Origin of the sequence: Photobacterium sp. GSS17 (assembly GCF_028621875.1) — a bacterium.
In the GTDB taxonomy this organism is placed as follows: domain Bacteria; phylum Pseudomonadota; class Gammaproteobacteria; order Enterobacterales; family Vibrionaceae; genus Photobacterium; species Photobacterium ganghwense.
Genome location: NZ_CP117518.1, coordinates 1,443,739 through 1,466,677, shown reverse-complemented (window position 1 = coordinate 1,466,677; position 22,939 = coordinate 1,443,739). Strand labels below are relative to the sequence as shown.

At 52.2% G+C, this 22,939-nt stretch carries 21 protein-coding genes; 15 read left to right on the top strand and 6 right to left on the bottom strand.

Annotated features, from left to right (window positions below):
- The first annotated feature begins 23 nt into the window (after window positions 1–23).
- Window positions 24–1,370, top strand: a complete 1,347-nt coding sequence (locus PGW97_RS22995; RefSeq protein ID WP_273859951.1) for a lyase family protein — start codon at window positions 24–26, stop codon at window positions 1,368–1,370.
- Between the two features lie 742 nt (window positions 1,371–2,112).
- Window positions 2,113–2,490, top strand: coding sequence for a hypothetical protein (locus PGW97_RS22990; RefSeq protein WP_207103845.1), 378 nt, complete (start codon window positions 2,113–2,115; stop codon window positions 2,488–2,490).
- 408 nt (window positions 2,491–2,898) lie between these two features.
- Here PGW97_RS22990 and PGW97_RS22985 read toward each other — a convergent pair whose 3' ends face one another.
- On the bottom strand, window positions 2,899–3,417 hold the full coding sequence (locus PGW97_RS22985; protein ID WP_217392345.1) for an outer membrane beta-barrel protein: 519 nt from the start codon (window positions 3,415–3,417) through the stop codon (window positions 2,899–2,901).
- 205 nt (window positions 3,418–3,622) lie between these two features.
- On the opposite strand from PGW97_RS22985, the gene PGW97_RS22980 reads away from it, so the two are divergent.
- The 5 genes from PGW97_RS22980 (at window position 3,623) to PGW97_RS22960 (ending at window position 9,315) form a co-directional block, all read left to right on the top strand.
- Window positions 3,623–4,504, top strand: a complete 882-nt coding sequence (locus tag PGW97_RS22980) for a LysR family transcriptional regulator (RefSeq protein ID WP_217392344.1) — start codon at window positions 3,623–3,625, stop codon at window positions 4,502–4,504.
- A 101-nt stretch (window positions 4,505–4,605) separates the two neighbouring features.
- On the top strand, window positions 4,606–5,730 hold the full coding sequence (locus tag PGW97_RS22975; RefSeq protein WP_273859950.1) for an alkene reductase: 1,125 nt from the start codon (window positions 4,606–4,608) through the stop codon (window positions 5,728–5,730).
- Window positions 5,731–5,757: 27 nt separating this feature from the next.
- Complete coding sequence (locus tag PGW97_RS22970) at window positions 5,758–6,867, top strand: alkene reductase (protein ID WP_273859949.1); 1,110 nt, start codon at window positions 5,758–5,760, stop codon at window positions 6,865–6,867.
- A gap of 120 nt (window positions 6,868–6,987) precedes the next feature.
- A complete protein-coding gene (dkgB, locus tag PGW97_RS22965; protein ID WP_273859948.1) occupies window positions 6,988–7,791 on the top strand; it encodes a 2,5-didehydrogluconate reductase DkgB in 804 nt (267 codons plus the stop codon).
- Window positions 7,792–8,220: 429 nt separating this feature from the next.
- A complete protein-coding gene (locus PGW97_RS22960) occupies window positions 8,221–9,315 on the top strand; it encodes a class I SAM-dependent methyltransferase (protein ID WP_273859947.1) in 1,095 nt (364 codons plus the stop codon).
- A gap of 56 nt (window positions 9,316–9,371) precedes the next feature.
- Here the strand turns inward: PGW97_RS22960 and PGW97_RS22955 are convergent, their stop codons facing one another.
- The gene (locus tag PGW97_RS22955; RefSeq protein WP_273859946.1) at window positions 9,372–9,602 is read right to left on the bottom strand and encodes a hypothetical protein; all 231 of its coding nucleotides are present in this window, start codon (window positions 9,600–9,602) and stop codon (window positions 9,372–9,374) included.
- 387 nt (window positions 9,603–9,989) lie between these two features.
- Between PGW97_RS22955 and PGW97_RS22950 the strand changes: the two genes are divergently transcribed.
- Both PGW97_RS22950 and PGW97_RS22945 read left to right on the top strand, forming a co-directional pair.
- Complete coding sequence (locus tag PGW97_RS22950) at window positions 9,990–10,538, top strand: TetR/AcrR family transcriptional regulator (protein ID WP_273859945.1); 549 nt, start codon at window positions 9,990–9,992, stop codon at window positions 10,536–10,538.
- Window positions 10,539–10,716: 178 nt separating this feature from the next.
- Window positions 10,717–11,478: an SDR family NAD(P)-dependent oxidoreductase gene (locus tag PGW97_RS22945; RefSeq protein ID WP_047886238.1), complete on the top strand. Its 762-nt coding sequence runs from the start codon at window positions 10,717–10,719 to the stop codon at window positions 11,476–11,478.
- Window positions 11,479–11,703: 225 nt separating this feature from the next.
- Here PGW97_RS22945 and PGW97_RS22940 read toward each other — a convergent pair whose 3' ends face one another.
- Both PGW97_RS22940 and PGW97_RS22935 read right to left on the bottom strand, forming a co-directional pair.
- Window positions 11,704–12,642: a bile acid:sodium symporter family protein gene (locus tag PGW97_RS22940; protein WP_273859944.1), complete on the bottom strand. Its 939-nt coding sequence runs from the start codon at window positions 12,640–12,642 to the stop codon at window positions 11,704–11,706.
- A 306-nt stretch (window positions 12,643–12,948) separates the two neighbouring features.
- Window positions 12,949–13,836 carry a LysR family transcriptional regulator gene (locus tag PGW97_RS22935; protein WP_273859943.1) on the bottom strand — a complete coding sequence of 296 codons (888 nt, stop codon included), beginning with the start codon at window positions 13,834–13,836 and terminating at the stop codon, window positions 12,949–12,951.
- A gap of 143 nt (window positions 13,837–13,979) precedes the next feature.
- Here PGW97_RS22935 and PGW97_RS22930 point away from each other — a divergent pair, with 143 nt between their 5' ends.
- Window positions 13,980–14,846: an MBL fold metallo-hydrolase gene (locus PGW97_RS22930; protein ID WP_273859942.1), complete on the top strand. Its 867-nt coding sequence runs from the start codon at window positions 13,980–13,982 to the stop codon at window positions 14,844–14,846.
- Window positions 14,840–15,469 (top strand): DsbA family protein, encoded by a 630-nt coding sequence (locus PGW97_RS22925; RefSeq protein ID WP_273859941.1) that lies wholly within the window; start codon window positions 14,840–14,842, stop codon window positions 15,467–15,469. The genes PGW97_RS22930 and PGW97_RS22925 overlap by 7 nt, the downstream gene beginning before the upstream one ends.
- A 125-nt stretch (window positions 15,470–15,594) precedes the next feature.
- On the opposite strand, the gene PGW97_RS22920 is transcribed toward PGW97_RS22925, so the two are convergent.
- Together PGW97_RS22920 and PGW97_RS22915 are read right to left on the bottom strand one after the other, a co-directional pair.
- A complete protein-coding gene (locus PGW97_RS22920; RefSeq protein ID WP_107193894.1) occupies window positions 15,595–16,245 on the bottom strand; it encodes a GntR family transcriptional regulator in 651 nt (216 codons plus the stop codon).
- A gap of 56 nt (window positions 16,246–16,301) precedes the next feature.
- Entirely contained in the window at window positions 16,302–17,303 is a 1,002-nt protein-coding gene (locus PGW97_RS22915; RefSeq protein ID WP_273859940.1) for a 4-hydroxyproline epimerase, read from the bottom strand.
- A 177-nt stretch (window positions 17,304–17,480) separates the two neighbouring features.
- Between PGW97_RS22915 and PGW97_RS22910 the strand changes: the two genes are divergently transcribed.
- The 4 genes from PGW97_RS22910 (at window position 17,481) to PGW97_RS22895 (ending at window position 22,901) form a co-directional block, all read left to right on the top strand.
- Window positions 17,481–18,740, top strand: coding sequence for an NAD(P)/FAD-dependent oxidoreductase (locus PGW97_RS22910; protein WP_273859939.1), 1,260 nt, complete (start codon window positions 17,481–17,483; stop codon window positions 18,738–18,740).
- Window positions 18,741–18,899: 159 nt separating this feature from the next.
- A complete protein-coding gene (gene nhaC, locus PGW97_RS22905; RefSeq protein WP_273859938.1) occupies window positions 18,900–20,345 on the top strand; it encodes a Na+/H+ antiporter NhaC in 1,446 nt (481 codons plus the stop codon).
- 157 nt (window positions 20,346–20,502) lie between these two features.
- Complete coding sequence (gene dapA, locus PGW97_RS22900; protein ID WP_273859937.1) at window positions 20,503–21,378, top strand: 4-hydroxy-tetrahydrodipicolinate synthase; 876 nt, start codon at window positions 20,503–20,505, stop codon at window positions 21,376–21,378.
- Between the two features lie 11 nt (window positions 21,379–21,389).
- Window positions 21,390–22,901 (top strand): aldehyde dehydrogenase, encoded by a 1,512-nt coding sequence (locus PGW97_RS22895; RefSeq protein ID WP_273859936.1) that lies wholly within the window; start codon window positions 21,390–21,392, stop codon window positions 22,899–22,901.
- The last annotated feature ends 38 nt before the right edge of the window (window positions 22,902–22,939 follow it).

The following is a 22,939-nucleotide window of genomic DNA, read 5'->3' as shown; positions in this document are numbered from 1 at the left end:
CTGACTGTTAGGGGGGAAAAGAGATGACATTTCGAACGGAAACGGACGGGATCGGCCCGATCCCGGTGCCGGAAAATGCGCTTTACGGCGCCCAAACCCAGCGCGCCCTGAACTTGTACCCGGTCGCGGGGCAGAAGACCCTGGGTGATTATCCGGCGCTCGTTAAAGGGCTGCTGGCGGTCAAAGCAACCGCGGCCCGGGTGAACCGGAACCATGGTGAGCTGGATGCGGTGTTGGGGATGAACATTGAGATTGTGTGCCAGTCCCTGATGGAGGATTTTTCCCCCGCGCTTTTCCCTGTCCATGCCTTTCACGGCGGCGGCGGGATTTCCACCAATATGAATCTCAATGAAGTGGTTGCCAATCTGGTCAACAGCAAGTTCTACAACCAGCCGCCGGGCAGCTATACACCGGCGCACCCCAATGATCACATCAATCTCAACCACTCGACCAGCGATGCCTTGCAAACCGCCTGTCATCTTGCCGCGCGCGCCGAAGGTCTGTCATTGATTGAAGCAATGCACCGGCTCGAACATGCCTTGAAGTGTCTGCAACGGCAGCACCGGGGGCAGCAAAAGATTGCCCGGACCTGCCTGCAGGACGCGGTGGCGATTGATTTTGCCGATTTTTGGGGCGGGATGCTGGCCTCTGTCGAATCGTATCGCGATAAACTGACTCGGGCCTGCGATGGGTTGCTGGCAGTGAATCTCGGTGCCAACATCATCGGCCGGGCAGGGGATTGCTCCCCGGCGTTTGCGGCCGAGTGTATCGAGGCGCTGAACCAGACCACCAGCGGGCATTACACCCGGCACTGTAATTTCTATCAGTGCAGCCAGTCACTGGATGCGCAGGTGGCCTTAGCGGCAGAAGTGGAAAACCTGGCGGGCTTTTTGGTCAAAATGGCCAAGGATATCCGCTTGATGGCGTCCGGGCCGGAAACCGGTTTGGCGGAAATTGTACTGCCGGCTGTGCAGCCGGGCTCCAGTGCCATGCCCGGGAAAGTGAATCCGACCATTCCGGAGTTCATGGTGCAGTGTGCGATGCAGTCGATTGGGCATTGTACGACGGTGAAGCTGAGTCATGGCCACGGTGAGTTGGACTACACACCCTGGGGCATGCTGGTGATCACCAACCTGCTCGATGCCGTTGATCACCTGACCAAAGGTGTGGCGGTGTTTGCCGATCAATGCGTGATTGGGATCCGGCTTCATCCCGAGACGAATAAGCAGAATGTTGATTCGCTGATCCCGACCGTGATTGAGCTGAAAAAGAGGCTGGGCTATAAGGAAACTTCTACACTTGTGAAACAGCTAAACAGTGATAAAGACGCCTTGAAGGCATATTTAATATCTCTAACGGTTGATAAATGATCAGGTGCCGTACGTATGCCTGTCGAAGAAAAAGCGCTGCATCACTTGAATGACGGCTTTCAATCAAAGTTCACTTTATGGGCTTACTTTCGCTGTATTCGAAGTGGTTACCACAAACTTTTTTTTATCAATCAGGAATAAAGTTATTTCTTCTTACACAAAATTGGGTGTCGTGGTTATCCGATAAAACAAAAATCGGCAAGAGTACGGTGTTTAGGATAACGATCGGTCATCGGTTGGTCGTAGAGCAATTTTTATGAGTTAGAAACGTGCATCAAAGGGTGGCAAGCCACTCGATAGATATACCCTAAAAGCGCTCTGTGTCTGAGCGCTTTTTTCATACTCCCTTTAAAAAGCTTGAATTCCTCTATGGCGATGGTTGTTACCGCTTTTATTGAGCAAATTTTGATATTTATTATTTGAAGATAGTAGTTATCAATAAGATCACTCAAACACGCTGCCTAATTCTTTTTGCCTAAATCTAACTTATGCGAAGGTTAGGATATCATGCGTTCACTCTAATTTAGTTATGTCCATTAATCTTCTAGGCCACTACAGATTCGCTTGAGAGCGCTGAGCCTATAACCATGCTTTTTGCATTCGCTGATTGGTAAGTTCTGTTTCATTGTGCGCCAAGTGTCATATTGGCCACGATCACCCAGCTTTCAATGTCTATTAAGATAGTATTTTGCTGGAAAACGCGCATAATCTTGCTATTCAACACCCAAAGAAGAAATTATCTATGACTGATTTTCAATATTACTTTCATCAATTCCCTTGTTTTAGCTGTAAAAAAACCACGGTTAGCACTGATCTTGGTTGGTTAACGCCTGCGATGAAAGAAGATGTCTTAGCGCAAGTGGCTGCGATTCTCGCGCAAGGTAACGTTGAGGCAGATTTTTCGGTGAACGTTACGTGTACGACTAAAGAAGAAGCGCGTGAGTACTTATTGCTGAATTTCTACGGTTACTCGGAAGAAGAACTGGCGGATCAAGTTGAAGCGGATGATGAGCAAGAAGTTGCGGATGAAATTGCTGAGCTGCTGGCCGAAGGTAACGATGTAGCAGTCTTTGAACACGAAATCGCACTACAAAATTGTACTGATTGCGACGTTGGTTAAGAGTTAAACCAAGCGTAATAATCAAACTTAAACATGTGCGTTATACGTAACATGATGCTCTTTTTATTAAAGGCGTTAGCAGAGTAAGGTTTGCTAACGTCTTTTTCGTTTCTGCGGTTTGTCGTCAAGTACAGGGAAGTTGTTACTTTTTCCTGTCGCAACCTTCCATACCTGAGATAACCCATGAAAGGCGAATTTAGCCAGGAACTAACGCGGTTGTGTCCGGTTGTGAGTGACGATACCTGCCAAGTGTGACTCACTGCGAATGGGTAAGATCGAGCGTGAGCGTCTACAGCTAAGCATGACAGCTCAACTGTATTGAGCCAGGTTAAGTTGAACGAGATTAAGTTGAACGAGAATATGTCTCGGGGGTAATTTGCGGATGAACAGCGTGTTATCTGCACCGTATCAGAACTTCAGTCCGATCCGTAGGCTGATAAGATCAAGCTGTGAGAACTGGTAGCTGAAATTGACATTGATGTGGTTGATGAAAACGAAGCGTCCACCGAGTCCGAATACTCCCTGGGTATCGGTCTTGTTTTCCCGAATCAAGTTACATTCGCCGTTAGTACATACTTCTTCGGTCAGTTTGGTGTCGCTGTACACTCCGCCGAACATTACGTAGGGCTTTATCGTCAGTTCATCGTGTAAACGGTACGGCAGCCCGACTTCGAGATTTGCTCCGGTGCCCAGGTAATCTACCGCTAAATCGTCTTTGGCATAGGCAACAGACAGGTTCATGCAGAGGAAGGCATTAAAGTCATACCCGATATTGAGTTCCATGCCGTGTGTCTTAAAGCCATTACCGTTGATGGCAATAACCCCAATGTCGCCATGCGCCCCGGTGAAATAGTCTGAAGACCAGGCGACAGTTGACCATAACGGTGTTGTTGATAGCAGTACGGCAACGCAAACCCGTTTAAACATTATGACATCACTCCAGCTCCCCCATAAAATTGTGACACATTGTCATAAAACTTCTGTGTTTTTCTTAAGATCACCGTAAGGTCGAACCACTTCTTTAGCCGCTGTAGCGGATGGCACGGCTAGGGCGAGTCATCGCTGTAAAGGATGGAATCCGGGCTGACTTTTGCTATAAATGAGAAAATCCTGTTTTTGTTTTGGAGCTCTCATGCGTACCCGATCGGATGATCTGGAAATTTTTCTTGCGGTGGTCGACAGTGGCGGTTTTTCTGCGGCGGCGGAAGTGCTCGATATTCAGATTGCGCGGGTTTCCCGGGCCGTCAGTAAAATTGAATCTCAGCTGGGGGTATCACTGTTGAACCGCACTACACGGCGGGTAGAGCTGACCGATGAAGGCCGCCAGTTTGTCAAAACGGTGCGTGCCGGGCTGCGACAATTGCAACAGGCGGAAGAAGAAATCGTCAGCCGTGGTGAACTGCCCAAAGGCCGGTTGCGGGTGGATGCCGCCAGTCCGTTTCTGTTTCACCAGCTGGTCCCACTGATTCAGCCATTTCGTGAAGCGTACCCGGATATTCAGCTTGAACTGACCTCGAATGAAGGGTTTGTTGACCTGCTGGAAAAACAAACTGATGTCGCAATTCGGATCGGTCAGCTGACTGATTCCACCCTGCATGCCCGGCCTATTGGTAAAAGCGAACTCTATATCGTGACCTCACCGGAATATGTGTCCCGCCGCGGTTGCCTGCATCATCCCGATGAGCTGGAAGGGCATGACTTAATTGGCTTTAATAGCCCGAAAAATCTGAACCGATGGCCGCTGCCGGGTGGGGTGGAAATTGAGCCGACCATTGCTGTCAGCAACGGTGAACTGGTAAGGCAACTGACACTGGCAGGCAATGGTATTGCCTGTCTGTCGGGGTTTATGGTGAAAAAAGACATTGAGCAAGGGCGGCTGATCCCGTTGTTCGAATCGATCAAAACCGGCAATACCGGGCGCGAGCAAATCAATGCCGTCTATTACAAATCTTCCTCGGTCGCGAGACGCATCTCTGCCTTTATTGAGTTCATCCAGCCACGTCTGTCGCTGTAGCGATTATTGCAGTTATCACAAAAATCATTTGTGATAACTGCGCTCAATATCCAGCGTGCCACTTGTTACTATGCCCTCAATTCCTACTGAGGACAGAATCAATGAGCACATCACTCTTCCAACCTATTACGCTCGGTAACCTGACGTTAAAAAACCGCATCGTGATGCCGCCAATGACGCGCTCTCGCGCCAGTCAGCCGGGCGATGTCGCAAATGATCTGATGGCCACTTACTACGCGCAGCGCGCCAGTGCCGGGTTAATTGTTTCAGAAGGCACCCAGATTTCGCCCATGGGGAAAGGCTACGCCTGGACGCCGGGTATTTATAGCCCGGCGCAGATTGCCGGCTGGCAAAAAGTAACGGCTGCTGTTCATCGTGAAGGCGGCGCCATTTTTGCTCAGCTCTGGCATGTCGGTCGGGTGACGCACCCAGACAACATTGGTGGGCATCAGCCGATTTCTGCTTCGGCGGTAAAAGCCGAGAACGTCAAAGTGTTTATTGATAACGGCACTGATGCTCCGGGCTTTGTCGATGTGGTGGAGCCCCGAGCCATGACGAAAGCTGATATTGCGCAGGTCATTGCGGAATACCGTCAGGCGGCGCTCAATGCTATCGAAGCCGGTTTTGATGGCATCGAACTGCATGCGGCCAACGGATACCTGGTCAATCAGTTTATCGATTCTGAATCAAACCACCGCACCGATGAATACGGCGGCAGCCTGGAAAATCGCCTGCGTTTTCTCGATGAAGTCGTGGGTGCGCTGGTGGATGCCATTGGCGCTGAGCGTGTGGGGGTGCGTCTGGCGCCGTTTACAACCCTCAATGGCACGGTGGATGCTGATCCCGAAACGACGTATACCGCCGCAGCGGCACGGTTGAATCGTCATCGCATTGTGTACCTGCACATTGCAGAAGTGGACTGGGACGATGCGCCGGATACACCGGTAACGTTCAAACAAGCAGTACGTGAAGTGTTTGACGGGGTACTGATTTATGCCGGTCGTTATTTTACCCCGCGCGATCAGGCTGCAAAAGCCAACACCGCAATCGAACAGGGGATGGCTGACATGATTGGTTTCGGTCGCCCGTTTGTCGCGAACCCGGATCTGCCCGCCCGTCTGCTGCATGGCTACCCGATGGCAGAGCATGACCCGACTACCTTATTCGGCGGTGGTGAAAAAGGGCTGATTGATTACCCGGTTTATGGTGAGTCAGCCAGTCAGTGAGTGAAACGGGAACAAAGGAAAAACAACATGCTATTTGAATCTTTTAATGGCAACGGGTTATCACTGCGCAACCGTATTGTGATGGCACCGATGACTCGCTCCCGTACTACGCAGCCGGGTGACGTGCCGAACGAAATGATGGCCACCTACTATCAACAGCGCGCCGATGCCGGACTGATCATTACCGAAGGCGCGCCGATTTCGCCGGTAGCCCGAGGCTATTCCTTAACGCCGGGTATTTACACCCAGGCGCATATCGACGGCTGGCGGAAAGTGACTCAGGCTGTCCATGACGCAGGCAGCAAAATCTTTATTCAGCTATGGCACGTAGGACGCCGTAGTCATCACGATATTGCAGGCGAGCAGCCGGTTTCAGCATCGGCCATCAAAGAGCCGGATCAGGTTTTCGGCCCATTACCGGAAGGTGGCTTTGGCATGGTGGAAACCAGCGAGCCACGGGCGATGACGCGTGAAGATATCGAGCAGACCATAGATGACTTTGTGCTGGCGGCAGAAAACGCCATGGCGGCCGGTTTTGATGGCGTAGAAATTCATGCTGCACACGGGTATTTGTTTGATCAGTTCCTGCGTATGGCCAGCAACCAACGAACCGATGAGTACGGTGGCAGCCAAGACAACCGGATGCGGTTTTTGGTTAATACCCTGCAGGCGGTCAGTGATGCGATTGGCGGCCAGCATGTGGCGGTTCGGGTGTCTCCGCATGTTTATGAAGGCTTCGGAGATGACGATCCGGAAATTGCCGATGTCATCCTCAACGCGCTGGAAAAAATGGCACCAATGAATCTCGCGTATGTTCACTTTTCGGAAAATATCTCGCGGTACACCGATGTGCCGGAGTCCTACCGACAGCAAGTGCGTGCCGTTTATCCGAACCCGGTGATGGTGGCAGGTAAACAGAGCAAAGAAAGTGCGCAACAGTTGCTGGTGAAGCAGTACGCTGATCTGGTGGCCTTCGGGACGCCATTTGTCACCAACCCGGATCTGGTGGCGCGTTTCCGCTATAGCTGGCCGTTGGCGGAGTTTGATGCCGATGCCCGGCTGAGCCTCTATGGCGGTGGTGCAGAGGGATACATTGATTATCCGCGTTACCAGCCCGCTGTTTGTAACGCCGAGTAAGTGCTCACGCTGAAGACGTTTGTAGCGCTGCGTATGCCTTTAACGATGAAGAACGTCAGGCGTACAACCGTTTCAGTCATACATTATTACACCGACAAAGAAGAAGTTAAGGGGAACAACATGTTACAGATGCCAATGCTGGGTGCCGGAACATTTCGTCTGAAAGATGATGTGGCGTATCAGTCAGTACTGACCGCGCTTGAGCTGGGTTATCGCCATATCGATACCGCGCAAATTTATGGCAATGAAGCGGAAGTGGGGCAGGCGATTCAGGATTCCGACGTTGATCGTGACGCTATTTTTCTGACCACGAAGGTGTGGATCGACAAGCTGGCAAAAGCCACATTTGCTGCCAGCGTCGAAGAGAGCCTGGAAAAGCTGCAAACAGAGTACATTGACCTGTTGTTGATCCACTGGCCGTTGAAAAATGATGCGGTGCCGATGGCAGAATATCTGGCTGAGCTGAAAGCGGTGAAGGATAAGGGATTAGTCAAACATATTGGTGTCTCGAACTTTACCAATGCCCAGTTGGAGCAGGCGATCGCCATTCTGGGGGAGGGGGAGATCCTGACTAATCAGGTTGAGGTGCATCCTTACCTGCAAAACCGTAAGGTCGTCGCCTGCTGCCGAACGCATGGTGTGACGGTGACTGGCTACATGCCGTTTGCTTATGGTGACGTACTGAAAGATGCCGTGATTCAGAATATTGCGGCAAAACACACAGCGACCGCTGCGCAGGTTGTGCTGGCCTGGATGCGTCAGAATGACTTTGTCACGATCCCGTCGTCGACCAAAGCGGCTAATCTGGAAAGCAATCTGGCTGCTGCAACCCTGACACTGGATGCGGAGGATATGGCCAGCATGGCGACCTTAGATCGTGACTATCGTCTGGCGAATCCGGACTTTGCGCCTGACTGGGATTGAATGAAATCGGGTCAGTTAGCTGGCGCAAGATGATGTTGGGTGCATAGCGGCGCTGAGTGTCATTTACCTTCAAAACAACCTGCTTGTCGGCAGGTTGTTTTGTCTTTTGAATAAGCCGTTGCTGGATCATTTCGTCCTGTTTCGTCCTGTTTCTGCCAGTATCTTCGCTGAATCTGGTGTCATGAAGCCCAACGTGGTTATCTGCGTGGGTTAGTAAGGCTGGTAATAACTAAATCGTATTTATCCTTTTTTGTTAGAAGGGACGAACGGCATCACCCCTATGCTTTATGAAGGCTAAATGAAGCATCAAAATGCGCCTGATTGGCTGAGCCTGCTTTACCCTGCATTTCAAGTTCCCGTGTCATGCCTTTGAAATAGCGATAGGCATGAAGCATCCGGTCAGATCAGACGCTGAAGGAGGTGTCGATCATGGCGACAACCAATACAAATGCTGCCTTTAACCCCCAGAAAGCAGAAGTCTTTGGCGACCAGTTTGTGAATGCACTCAACAATGGTGCAATGTGCCTGATGGTTTCCATTGGTCACCGAACCGGTCTGTTCGATGTGATGAGTCAACTGGATCAACCCGCGTCATCGCAGGCCATTGCGGAACGTGCCGGTTTGAATGAACGCTATGTGCGGGAATGGTTGGGAGCGATGACAACCGCCGGGGTCGTCGAGGTCGATCCGGCGACTAACCGTTTCTGGCTGCCGGCCGAACATGCCTCATTGGTCACCCGTGCCGCCGGTGCTGATAATCTGGCCGTCTTCGCACAGTACATCGGATTACTGGGAGGGGTTGAAGACAATATTGTGGACTGCTTCAAGCAAGGCGGCGGTGTCCCCTATGAAAAATACCCGCGCTTTCATGAAGTGATGGCAGAAGACAGCAATCAGTCGGTGCTGTCTAACTTGGAAACACATATCGTCCCATTGGTACCGGGGCTGGCTGACCAGTTAGCGGGTGGTATTCAGGTACTGGATGTCGGGTGTGGTCGCGGTCGGATCATGAACCGGTTAGCGGAGCTGTATCCTGCCAGCCAGTTTTTGGGGGTCGATCTTTCCCGCGAAGCCATCGATTATGCAAGAGCAGAATCAAAAGCCAGGAATCTGCGCAATATTGAGTTTGAAACCAGTGATCTGAGTAACTTCGATGAACGCGCACAACCTGACGTGTTTGATTTCGTCACTACCTTTGATGCCGTGCATGATCAGGCCAAACCGCTGAATGTGCTTCGGGGGATATGCCGGACATTGAAACCTGACGGCATTTACCTGATGCAGGACATTAAAGGCTCCAGCCATGTGCATAATAACCTTGATCACCCGATTGGCACTTTCCTTTACACCATTTCCTGCATGCACTGCATGACTGTTTCTCTGGCGCAAGGGGGGGAAGGTCTGGGCGCTATGTGGGGTGAAGAAAAAGCCAGGGAATACCTGGAGCGTGCTGGTTTCAGTTCGGTGGTGAAAAATGAACTGGCGCACGATATCCAAAACAACTGGTACATCGTCCGTAAATAAACAGCGAACCTGAGACCTTGGTTTTTCCTGAGGTCTCAGGCTGTAGTGCCTGCCCCCTATATCAACGCCCCTGACTGGCACCACTCGTGACGAAAGACCTTGATCCCGTCTTCGTATCCCAGAATCAACATCAACACGGCTATCCCGCCCACCATCAGAATCACAGCAAGGATCGGTCCGACGACATAGCTGAACAGCATTTGAAACGGAAGGTAAATAGTGTAGCGCCCGACAGCAAGCAGCAGGTATTTGAGTGGCTGACGGATGTTCATTAACAGGTTAATCATGCTTTTTCTCCTGGTGCAGGTAAGTTTTTAGGTTCAGGTTTTAACTGATAATTGAGCGCGCTCAATTAATATAAAATGAGCACGCTCATTTTTCAATGGGCCATCTGTGAGGTGTGTTAGGTTTATGACATGCGTGATCTCTGTGAGGAACGAGATGTTATGGGGGGATAACCGTTTACGGGGTGATAACTGTTTATGGGGTGATAACTGTTTATGCGTTAATAGCGATTGGGTTGCACAGGTCTGTGAGCAATTATGGATACTGGCCGCATGGTCGTGACTGATCAGGAGTAAGTTCATGAAATGAGAGGGGACAAGGCTTGAACCAGACGGGGTTTCGTCCTGCCTGTCATCAGGTACAATAATGGCAAAGCAGAGGATCTGACCGTGACGACGAAAAAACAGCAAACCCGCGATAAAATTTTGTCCCAAGCCTGGCAACTGTTTGAACAGCAAAGTTATGCCGAGACAACAACCCGGCAAATTGCCTCCTCCGCTGGTGTGGCGGCCGGAACTGTGTTTTCCCATTTTCCGACCAAGTTCGACCTGCTTAAAGCCGGGGTTGAACGGCAGGTCGACATGGTGATCGCCGAGGCTGCCGCCAGCGACGAACAACAGTTACCGGGAGAGCGATTACTCCATTATGCCCGCTACCTATATGGCTACTATCTCCGTCATCGTGAGTTCAGCCGAGAAATTTTCAAAGAAGTGATCTGGCATCAAGAGCAGCTCAATCCGCAAATTGAGGAATTCAAACAACGACTGTTTGAAACACAAGAGGGTTATGATGAGACCCGGGCTCAGGTCATGATGGAGCTGTATTTCATGACTCTGATTATGGGGCTCAATGAACCGGAGTCGGATACCGAGTTATTACTTCAAACAATGCTTGCTACTTTGCGAAACAAACTGCAATGCGTCAGCGTATTGACCTAGCCATCCTGCCGATAAATCTGGCGAGTAATTTAGCTGTCAGCCAATAAATTAAACACCTGTTTATATTTTTCCGTTCAGCGCAAGTTCAGCTTTCTATGGTGAGTATTAACAATGTAAAAACAAATAAATTACATTGTTACAGCTATTCATCCGACGTGAACATAGAAAGGACATCATTATGAGTTTGAAGGAAAAAGTCGCGGTCGTTACTGGCGCTTGTGGCGGTATTGGCTACACCATCGTACAAAAGTTTGTGGCGCAAGGTGCCAACGTGGTGTTGGTCGATATGGATCAGGAAAAGGTCAATCAGGTTGCCGGTGATTTTGGTGCGGCAGTGAGAGGGTTCGCCGCCGATGTGACGGACTATCAACAAGTCGAAGCCATGCTGGACTTTGCCGTTGCCGAATTTGGCACTCTGGATGTGGTGGTCAATAACGCCGGTATCGGGATGGCAAAAAATCTGTTGGAACATGATCCGGAAAAAGATTTTGATTTGATCACCCAGGTGAATCAGAAAGGGGTTTACCACGGGATCCTTGCTGGCGGGCGCAAATTTACTGCGTTATCAAAGCGAGGCGTCATTCTGAATACCTCATCTGTGTATGGCACTATGGCGGCGGAAATGACGTTCACCTACAACGTCAGTAAAGCCGCCGTTGATATGATGACAAAATGTGCGGCACTGGAGCTGGCTCCACACGGTATCCGGGTTGTTGCGGTCGCGCCGGGTCGAGTGGATACGCCAATGTTACGTCAGTACAAAGAGTTTGGTCTGTGGGAACATATCCGCAAAGAACAGATGCGCGACGAATTCACTCAACCTGAAGAAATTGCTGACGTTTTTGCCTTTCTGGCTTCTGATGCGGCTAACTGCATCAATGGCACCACAGTGTTTGCCGATGACGGGTTCGCTAACTTCAAATATCCACTTAATGCTTAGAGCTTAGAGCTTAGAGCTTAGAGTTTAGAGCTTAGAGCTTAGATTAGATCATAGAGCTGAACGCGAGCAGTCAGCCTGCGGTAAGCGGGCGCTGACCCGCACTGGTCAGTTCGTGAGAGGATAGGGCGACGAACAAAAAAGCAAACAGGGAACGCAATTTGCGTTCCCTGTTTTTCTGCTTTCAGCGAGTGACTTCCGGAAGCTGGCTGAATGGCGTGCTTACTATTATGCCGCTGAGCGGGCCGGTTTCTCCGGGGTATCCTGACGCTTTGCCCAGTATCCAGCCAGCAAAGAGCCTGAGATATTGTGCCAGACAGAGAAAATCGTTCCGGGTACTGCAGAAGCCGGTGTGAAGAACTTCATTGCCAGTGCAGTGGCGAGGCCGGAGTTCTGTAGTCCGACTTCCAGTGCGACGGTGCGACATACCGCCCGGTCAAAACGCATCAGACGGCAGCAGAGGTAACCGGCAATGAGGCCAATACTGTTGTGTAAAACAACTGCAACGGCGGCTAACGGCCCAATTTTACTCAGGTTATCGGCATTCAGTGCGACCACAGTAGCGATAATCAGCACAATCGCGACCATGGAAATCAGCGGCAGGACGGCGTGAATTTTTTCGACCTGTTTGCGGGCGAGCGTGTTGAACAGTAGCCCGATGGCAACCGGTAACAACACGATTTTTACCAGACTCAGCAGCATGGCACCTACAGGTACGTCGACCGTCTGGCCAACCAACAGCGCGACCAGAAGTGGAGTCAGTACCACGCCAATGAGTGTCGATAATGCTGTCATGGAAATGGACAGAGCCACATCCCCTTTGGCCAGAAACGCCATAACGTTTGACGCGGTGCCGCCGGCAACGCTGCCTACCAGCACCATACCAACGGTCAATTCTGTGCTCAGATCCAGCAAGTAACTGATCAGCAGTGCTGCCAGCGGCATGATGACAAACTGCAACACAACACCAATACCAACGGCGGCTTTTTTCTTCACGACATTGGCAAAATCACGGGGTGCCAGTGTGACCCCCATGGCCAGCATAATGATGGTAAGTAGCGGGACGATCTGACTTTTCAGATCAACAAACAAGGTTGGCTGAAAGAAAGCCAGCGCTGAAAACGCGACGGCCCAGACCGGAAAGAGTTGGGTAATTCTGTCTAACATGGTTATTCCTTTAACGTTGCTAATCAAAGGAATATTTCATATGCAAAATGAAAATCATAGCACCCGTCGGCAATAAGCGATGATGTGCTGAAAATGATGTTTACAGACACACAGCCCGCCGAATATGCGGTACTCACCGCCCAATCTTTCTGCTAATAATGCTTGTATCAACACATCTTCATGCGCGACGGGCTGCTTTGCGTGCTCTGTGTCTCGTTGTTCTGCCCAGTGACGTGCTGACAATGCCCAATTCAGCTACAGACGCCAGGCTACAGGTTCCTGGCTCCTCATGATGAACGAAATGTTCTACCACCGACTTACCTGAAAATAGGCGTCCAGATAATCAATCAACGCACGGACTGTGGGGGACAGGTGTTTTCTGGACGGGTACAAGGCATAGATGGCCATGTCGTTTGGTTGCCACTCGGGCAACACAGCCGTCAGGTGACCTTGTTGAATCAGACTGTTAGCCAGATAAGTCGGTTGCATGGCAATGCCTGCACCGTGCCGAGCGGCTTCCAGCAGGGTCGTCGCTTCATTGGCCGTTAACTGACACTGCACATTTACTGAAGTATGTTCATCGCCGCGCTTCAGATGCCAGACATGCTGCTCAAAGTTTTTATAGCCGAGGCAACGCTGTTGGGCGAGATCTTCCGGGCTGACCACTGCTGGTGAAGCCGCCAGATAAGCGGGAGAGGCAACCAATACTGACGCACAGCGGCCAATGGGTTTGCCAATGAGTGACGGATCGGGGTTGGCCGCAATTCGAATCGCCAGATCGATCCGCTCGGCAATCAGATCCGAGGTGGTGTCCTGCAAATCAATGTCAATTTCCACTTTCGGGTGCTCGGCCATAAAGCCGGTAATGGCCGGAATAAGCTGGGAATGGCTGAATGACATACTCGCTGCCAGCCGTATTTTCCCGCTCAGTGCACCAGAGTCGCGGGAAACGAACGTCAGTGACTCGGCTGCGTGTAACCACAGCTCGACCTCTGCCAGGCAGCGCTCCCCGGCGGTCGTGAGCGAAATCTTACGGGTTGTACGGTGCAGCAAGCGGGTCTGCAGCCAGTCTTCCATGGTTTCGATATAACGCGTCACCATGGGACGTGACATCTCCAGCCGATCAGCGGTCGCGGTAAAACTGCCGGAATAAGCCACGTCGACAAATACTTTGGCGGCGGTGAGTCGGTCCATTTATTTGCTCGTTTTATGAAATAATCATGCTCATTATTGGGCGTTTTTCCGAACAGATCAAATCTCTATTATCTCCTTCGTACCTTAAAGACAATCTTCATCCTTTATCGAATAACAATCGACAGACTTTTTCGGAGACAGACATGATCAAGCCCACTCTACTTGCTACCTCACTGCTACTGGCGGTTTCTTCTACAGCGAATGCCAGCACGCCACTGACGCTGGACGTGTATAACGCAGATGGCAACAGTTTCCATGTGAACTCAACCCTGGTATATGGTGAGCACGAAGCCATGGTGGTGGACACTGGGTTTACCAAAGCCGATGCAATGCGTATTGCCGCCAAGGTGCTGGATTCCGGTAAAGAGCTGAAAACGATTTTTATCAGTCAGGCTGATCCGGATTATTACTTCGGAGCTGAAGTGCTGCATGAACTGTTTCCGGAAGCGCAAATCCTGACCACGCCGGGCGTGAAAAAAGCGATTGAAGAAAACCTGGCCGGTAAGCTGGCTTACTGGGGACCGAAGATGGGAGCCAATGCGCCAGTTCATCCGGTGACGCTGACGGCGTTTACCGGTAATACCTTAACGGTAGACGGCTACAAAGTGGAAATTCATAGCCAGAAAGGTGAACTGGACCACCGTCCATACCTGTGGATTCCATCCAGCAAGGCAGTATTAGGCAATGTGGCCGTTTATGGCAACGTTCACCTGTGGATGGCTGATGCACAGACCGATGCCATGCAACGTGCCTGGGCTGAGCAGCTACAAGACATTCAGGCGCTGCAACCGAACATCGTGATTCCGGGTCACATGAAAGCCGGCACCAAGCTAAATGCCGACACCATTGGTTTTTCTCTGCGTTACTTACAAGCTTTTAAAGCGGAAAAACAGGCAAGCAAAAACAGCGACGCGCTGATCAGTAAAATGACAGCACAGTATCCGGATGCCGCGCTGCCGATGGCACTGAGCATTGGTGCCAAAGTGCACATGGGAGAGATGAAATGGTAAAGGCACATTATTTTTATGACCCTATGTGCGGCTGGTGTTACGGTGCCACGCCACTGCTGGAGGTAGTGGCGGCGCATCCGGGCATTGAACTGCACTACCATCCCGGTGGCATGCTCGACAACCGGCTGTTAGAAACCGGCATGCGCCAGCATATTATTCAGAGCGATCAGCGTATTGGGCAGGAAACCGGACAGGTTTTTGGTGACCGTTATTTAAATCGTCTGCAAAGTGCTGAGCCGGTCGTGCTGGATTCCTACTTACCGACCCGAGCGTTGCTGGTGGCAAAAGACATGGGACTGGACACATTTGCGATGCTGAAAGCGATTCAGAGCGCCCATTATCAGCAGGGTCGCAATGTGAATGAACTGGAAACGTTGCTGGCCATTGCCGTTGCGATGGGGGCACCCTCTGACAGTTGGCTACAGCAAATGGCCAGAGCCGATCAGGTACTGACTTCAGTGATTAGCCAGAGCCACTCCTTGATGCAGACACACCAGGTAGGTGGATTCCCGACTCTGATGATTGAACGTGAACACGGCCGTTGGAAAAAGCTGCCGCTGAACCAATTTTATCGGCGTCCGGCAGACTGGCAGCAGTATCTGACACAAGTGTTGTCAGTCTGAACCCGCGTGCGGTGAGTCTGTCACGAATGGGTGTTGTTAAGGTGGCAGACAACGAAATGCGCGCGGTGTAAATCAGGTTGTGAATCAGGTAATGAAGCCAGCAAATCTGCTGGCTTTGTTATTGTTTATTTTTGCTTGGACAGCAGGCCGATGATGTCTTCGGCAGACACATCAATGTGACGCTTTAGCAAATCGCAGGCGGCAGCAATGTTGCGCTCGCGGCACAGAGTCAGTAGTTCGCGGTGCTCTGATTCTGCTTTGGCCACCCCGGCGGTGTGCAGTAGCTGGATGCGGATATAGCGATCTGATTGGGTATTAAGCTGAGTAATCAGCTGCAAGGTTTCCGGGCGGTTTGCCGGGGTGTACAGGGCTTTATGGAAAGCAAAGTTGTAGTTGCTCCAGTGATCAACCCGGCTGCCGGTATTTAAGATTTCTTCATATTCTTGCAAGATCGCCTCAGCGGCATCGAGATCTGCATCTGTCATCAGTGGGATCGCATGCGCCAGCATGTGGCATTCCAGCAGCACCCGCAGTTCAAACAGTTCACGAATCTTGTCTGCTGACAGCTCAGTCGCAAAAGCGCCTTTGTGAGCACGAAACTCAAGAAGACCTTCAGATTCCAGGGTAAGCAGGGCTTCACGTACAGGAATACGGCTTACATCAAATTCTTTTGCCAGTGCGTCCTGACGCAGGGGATCACCCCCTTTGATTTCACCCCGCAGGATCTTGCCTCGGATCGCATCAGCAACATATTGGGTACGTGTTTTGGGCTGCAAGGTAACTCCTTTTATCATTATTCAGACCGGCCGCCATGACAGCGGCCGGTTTTATTTTACTTTACTTCAAAGCCATACGCATAGGGATCTTCGCTGTCGACCCAGATCGTGTTATGGCCGGTTACTCTAGCCCAGCCCTGAATACTTGGCATGATGGCATCGTAATCCCCTACCTTTGCCAGGGATTCTACACGACCCTCAAACAGGCTGCCAATGATGCTCTCATGCACGAAATCATCGCCGACACCCAGGCGGCCACGGGCAACCCATTGAGCCATACGGGCACTGGTACCGGTACCGCAAGGGGAACGGTCAATCGCGCGATCACCGTAGAACACTGCGTTACGGGCATGGGCACCCGGCTGGGTTGGCGTCCCCGTCCACAGCACATGGCTGGCACCGCGCACCGTCGGGTCATCCGGATGCACACAGTCTACAACCTGATTAATGGCATCCCGCACTTTGGGGGAGTAGTGCAGAACCTGATCGGCAGTGAAATGCTCCAGGCCAGGGAAGTTTTTCTGCGGCTCAATAATTGTGTAGTAATTACCGCCGTAGGAAACATCCACCGTCAGCTCACCCAGTCCTTCGACCTCGATCACCACATCACGGTGGGCGAGGTAGCTCGCAATATTGAAGATCCGTACTTTCTCAACTTTATTGCCGTTTTGCTGATACTCGATCCGGATTTGTCCTGCCGGTACATCAAGGATCAAGGTGCCCGGATTTTTGGGTTGGATAACGCCATGCTCGATCGCACTGGTGACCGTGCCGATCGTGCCATGTCCGCACATTGGCAGGCAACCGCTGGTTTCAATGAACAGGACTGACGCATCCGCATTGTCGCTGCACGGCGGGTAGAGAATCGAGCCGGACATCATTGAGTGGCCGCGTGGTTCAAACATCAGGGCGCGGCGAATCCAGTCATGGTGTTCCAGAAAATCCTGCCGCTTCTCACTCATTGTTTTCCCGTTCAGGCTCGGATAGCCACCGGCCACCAAGCGAACCGGATTCCCGCAAGTATGTGCATCAATACAAAAAAACGTTCCTTCACGCATTACTTCTATCTCCTTGAAATTACGCAGTTATAAAGTGTAGCCGAAAGTCGGCGATTCAGCGCCGGATCGATCCCGATCACAAAACAGCTTTAAAGCGCTGGCTGAATTAACAACACCTCTCTAGTGTATATTGTATACAATATACATGCTCGCAAAATTAATGGAATGAGATCACAAATGGAAAAGATGGATCACGACATTGCGATTATCGGGGCCGGCGTTATCGGTTGTGCCTGCGCGTACCGCCTCCAGCAGGCCGGACTGAAGGTGTTGCTGCTGGATAAAGAAGCGCCGGGACAAGGGGCGTCATACGGTAATGCCGGGCACATTGCGACCGAGCAAATCACGCCGCTGGCGAACCCGGCGATCCTGACGCAGATCCCGAGCATGTTACTCGACCCGGTTGGCCCGCTCCGGATTGACTGGCGTTATCTGCCGCGTCTGCTTCCCTGGATGCTCCGGCTAATCAGCAATATGCGTGCCGGAGCTCAGGCTCGTAGCCAGCATGGCCTGATACAGCTTAACCAAGCCAGCCTTGATGCGTGGAAAGCGCTGCTTGGTGACATTGACGCGGCTGACCTGATGCATCACCAGGGATCACTGTTGGTCTTTGAACAGGAGAAAACCGGTCAGGCATTGCACCAGTTTGCGAAGACGTTGGCGCAAAACGGTGTGGTCGTGACGCCGCTTTCACAGGTTGAGGTACATCGAAAAGTACCGGGGCTGGCGAAAACGGTGCTGGGGGCGCTGGAATTTCCGGAAACCAGCCATGTGATTGATCCGCTGAAATTGGTGGAGTCACTGGTGGATGCTGCCGTGGCGCTCGGCACGGAATGTCGTCAGCTCGACGTTCAGGGTGGTTGCCTGACCGAGGATGGCGTTGAGCTGCATACCTCTCGCGGCACTGTGACCGTTCCACGGGTATTGATTGCCGCTGGTGCGCACAGCCGCTCGCTGGTTTTCAAGCTGACTGATACGGATATTCCGCTGGATACCGAGCGCGGCTATCACCTGATGCTGCCTAATGAATCGCACCGTATTCCGGTGGCGGTGACCTCAGCGGAGCGCCGCTTCATTATGACGCCTATGGCCGATGGCTTGCGCCTGGCGGGCACCGTGGAGTTTGCTGGACTGGAGCGTCCTGCCAACATGGAACGTGCTCACCGTTTGGCTGAACTGGGTGACAGCTTGTTTGAACACCCGCTGGATCTGGCCGGTTCGACGCCGTGGATGGGGTTTCGGCCGTCACTGCCAGATTCACTGCCAATTATCGATGCTGTCGGGCCCAAACAGCAGGTCATGCTGGCGTTAGGGCACCATCATCTGGGGCTGACACAGGCTGCTGTCACCGCGCAGGCAATCAGAGACTTGGCTCTGAACCAACCTCCGTCTTTGGATCTCAGCCCATACCGGTTGAGCCGATTTCGCACAGCCTGATCTGAATGTGACGCAGTCACGTCCGGATGAGGCAAGCCGAAACCACGCTGTACGACGATAAAACTGAAGCTCCTGATTTCTCTGCAGGCTGATACTGAGCGGCAGTAAGAAATAGTGGCTCATGCAAACACTACTACGACTAACAAAAGGAAGAATGTTATGCGTTCCAACTCTAGTGCTATCCGGCTGCCGACCAGTATGGAGGTGGTCGGTTTGATGGTGGGATTTATTGCCGTCATGTTCCTGTTCCTCAACGTCTTGTCGCTGCCTATTCAGCTTGCGCTATTTGCAACCTGGTTCCTTGTCATGGGGCTCGGCCTGCGGCTCGGGCAATCCTATCATGCGATGCAGACCGGGCTGATTAAAGGGATCCATAACGGTATGGAAGCCGTGCTGATTCTGATCACTGTCGGGGCGTTGATTGGCTCGTGGATTGCCGGTGGCATTGTTCCCAGCATCATTTACTACGGCCTGAGTGTCATGAGCCCGAATATTTTTCTGGCTGCGGCATTTGTGATTTGTGCGATGACATCGTTGTCGACCGGGACATCGTTTGGTACCGCGGGCACGGCTGGGATCGCGATGATGGGGATTGGCCACAGCTTCGGGATACCTTTACCGCTGGTCGCCGGTGCTGTCATCAGTGGCGCCTACGTGGGGGATAAAATGTCGCCGCTGTCAGATACCACGGTGATGACCGCTTCGCTGTGTAAAGTGGATCTGATCGACCACATCAAATCTATGCTGTATGTCAGCGGCCCGGCGTGCCTGATTGCCTTCGTTCTGTTCCTTCTGGTCGGTTTCTTTTATATCGATGGCAATGTTGACACCAGCCGCGCAGACGCCGCAATGGTCGCTCTGGAGCAGCACTTTACGATTTCTCCGTGGTTGTTGTTGCCAGCCGCCGTTGTCATCCTGCTGTTGTCGCGCCGGATGCCGTCGATTCCGGTTATCACCTTCGGCGCTGTACTAGGAATTGTCTGTGCCATCGTGGCGCAGGGCATGCCGACGCTGGATGCGGTGCGTACGGTGTATGTCGGCAATGCCATGCATTCAGAAGTCGACTTTCTGAATACGCTGCTTAACCGTGGCGGGATTCTGTCGATGCTGGAAGTGATTGCCCTGATCCTGTTTGCTCTTGGGCTGGGTGGTCTGATGGAGCAAATCGGTGTTCTGCAAGTGATTTGTAACCGTTTCCTGACCTGGGCAAACAATGCCGGACGTCTCACGCTGTCGACCCTGCTGGGTGGCTTCTTCGGTAACTTCTTCGGGGGCGCGGCGTATGTGTCGCTGATTACCGCCAGCACCATCACCGAGAAAAACTATGACCAACAGGGGATTGACCGACGCGTGCTGTCGCGCAATACCGAAGCGGGCGGCACGGTGACCACACCGATGGTGCCATGGTCAGATGGTGGGGTGTTCATGGCAACCACCCTCGGCGTGTCAACACTCGGTTACCTGCCATTCCTTTGGTACCACTTCCTGGTGCTCGCCATCTCTGTGTTCTACGGGTACGCCAATATTGCCATCTGGCGGACTGCACCGACCGGTGAGGCGACAAACACCGCGGCTCAGCCAGCCAAGGCTGAACCCGCATCCTGAGACGTTGAACGAGGCTCAGCTTGAGACCCTGAGTGAGGCGCTGAGGTGAGACTCTGAATGTTCAAAACACGATTTAGACGCAACCAAATTACTGATGTTCTGCATCATTTTACTGGGGCCGGCCAGGAGTCCGGCCTGACATTTCAAGGAGATAGTTATGAAACTCGACGGTATTTTTGTTCCTGTAGTGACCCCGTTCACGGAAGAGAATAAGGTTAATTTTGATGCGCTGGGCAAGCTGCTGGACTGGCAGCTGGAGGCCGGTGTCGCCGGGATTGTAGCCTGTGGGACGACCGGGGAATACTACGCTTTCAGTGATGAGGAGCGTACGCAGGTACTCACTTTTATCGCCGAACATGTCGGGGATCGCGCCCTGCTGATCGCCGGAGTGAATGATACCCACACCCAGGGTTCTGTGCGAAAAGCGGAGCAGGCGAAAGCCCTGGGTTATCAGGCGCTGATGCTGGCACCGCCGATTTACTGTTTGCCGCAGCAGCGCGAAATCGTTACTCACTACCAGACAGTGAGCCAGGAAGTCGGCTTGCCGATCATTATGTATAACTTCCCGGCGCGCTCCGGTGTTGAGATTGAGGTCGACACCGTGATTGAACTCAGCCGTGATCCGAATATTGTCGGGATCAAAGAAAGCAGCGGTGATTTTACCCGTGCGTTGTCATTGATTAATGCCAACCTGGATAATTTCTCCGTGGTTTGTGGCTCTGACGATCAGGGCGCGGATTATCTGTTCTGGGGCGTGCGTTCCTGGATCGGTGGTGCGGCTAACTACTTACCTGAAGCACATGTGCAGATGCTGGAATGCGCGCGAATCGGTGATTACAACGCGCTGCGTGCCATTATGACGAAACTGCTGCCGGTGATTCAGAACCAGGAATCGGCCGACTACAACCAGAAAGCCAAATTGGCACTGATTCACCGTGGCCAAGACGTCGGCGCGATCCGTGCGCCTCTGCTGCCAATCAGCGATGAAGATCAAAAAGCCTTTCTTCAACTGCTTGATGCCGCTCTTCAATAGGAGGTTCCGCGATGCCATTAACAAATAAGTCTGTATCTACAGTGCCTTTAACCAAAGAGCAGGTGTTTGCCGCCGCAGAGTGTGGCGAGTTGTTTGCGGGTTGTCTGGTGTCCGGCTTGTCGGGTGAGCGGGCAACCATTGCGACTCTGAGTCCCTACGACGGTAAAACAATCGGCAAGATCGAAGCGGGCAATGAACAGGTGGTTAACGCGGCAGCGACAGCGGCCCGCATCAGTTTCGAATCCGGAGAATGGTCTGCGCTGCCACTGGGCGAGCGTAAGACCATTTTGCAACGCTGGGTGGCGCTGATGACTGAACACAGCGAAGAGTTGGCAGCATTAGATTGTGTTGATGCCGGTAAGCCGATCAGCGAGTGCCTGAATACCGATATTCCGGAGACCATTCACACCTTTGCCTGGTACACCGAAGCCATCGACAAAGTATTTGGCCGAATAGCGCCGACGGATAGCGATACCCTGGGGCTGATTGTCAAAGAACCGATTGGTGTGGTTGGGGCTGTGCTGCCGTGGAACTTCCCGGCGCAGATGTTTGCCTGGAAAGTTGCCCCGGCGTTGGCGGCAGGCAATGCCGTGATTGTGAAACCGGCCGAGCAAACCAGCCTGAGTGCTTATCGTATGGTCCAGTTGGCGCATGAAGCGGGCGTCCCGGAAGGGACACTGTCACTGGTGACCGGTCTGGGGGAGGCAGTCGGCCAGCCGCTAGGGCTGCATCCGGATGTGGATGTGGTGTCGTTTACCGGCAGCACCGAAGTTGGTCGGTTGTTCCTGCAATACTCGGCTCAAAGCAACCTGAAAGAGATTGTGCTGGAGTGCGGCGGTAAAAGTCCGCAGATCATTTTCCCGGATGTCTACAGTCTGGATGAGATTGTCGATGATGTGCTCAATGCTGCGTTCTGGAACATGAGTGAGAACTGCAGTTGTGGCTCTCGTCTTCTGGTTCATACCAGCATTAAAGATGCTTTGGTCGAGAAACTTAAAGCCAGTCTGGATAACTGGAAATTGGGTGACCCGCAAGATCCACAGGTCAGCATCGGTCCCATGATTGAGCCGGCGCATTTTGAAAAAGTGCGTGGCTATCTGGCACGGACGAAAGCGGAAGGGGCGACGCTGGTTCATGGCGGTGGCACGCCGGACATCGGTGCCGGATTGTTTGTCGAGCCGACCATTTTCGATAATGTCACGCCGGAGATGGCCCTGTTTCAGGAGGAAGTGTTCGGGCCGATTCTGGCCGTCACCACGTTTGATTCGGAGGAAGAGGCGGTTCGCCTGGCCAATGATGGTCAGTACGGGTTGGCAGCGTCGCTGTATACCGCGGATATCCGCCGTGCGCACCGGGTGTCACGTCAGCTGAAAGCCGGGACCGTTTCGGTGAACTGTTTCAGCGAAGGCTGTATCGCGACCCCGTTCGGCGGGTATAAGCAGTCCGGGTTCGGCGGCCGGGACAACGGGCTGGAGGCCTTTGATCAGTATCTGCAAACCAAGACAATTTGGTTGCAGAACTAGAGCTTGGTCAGACGGTTTGGTATTAATGGATATCAAAC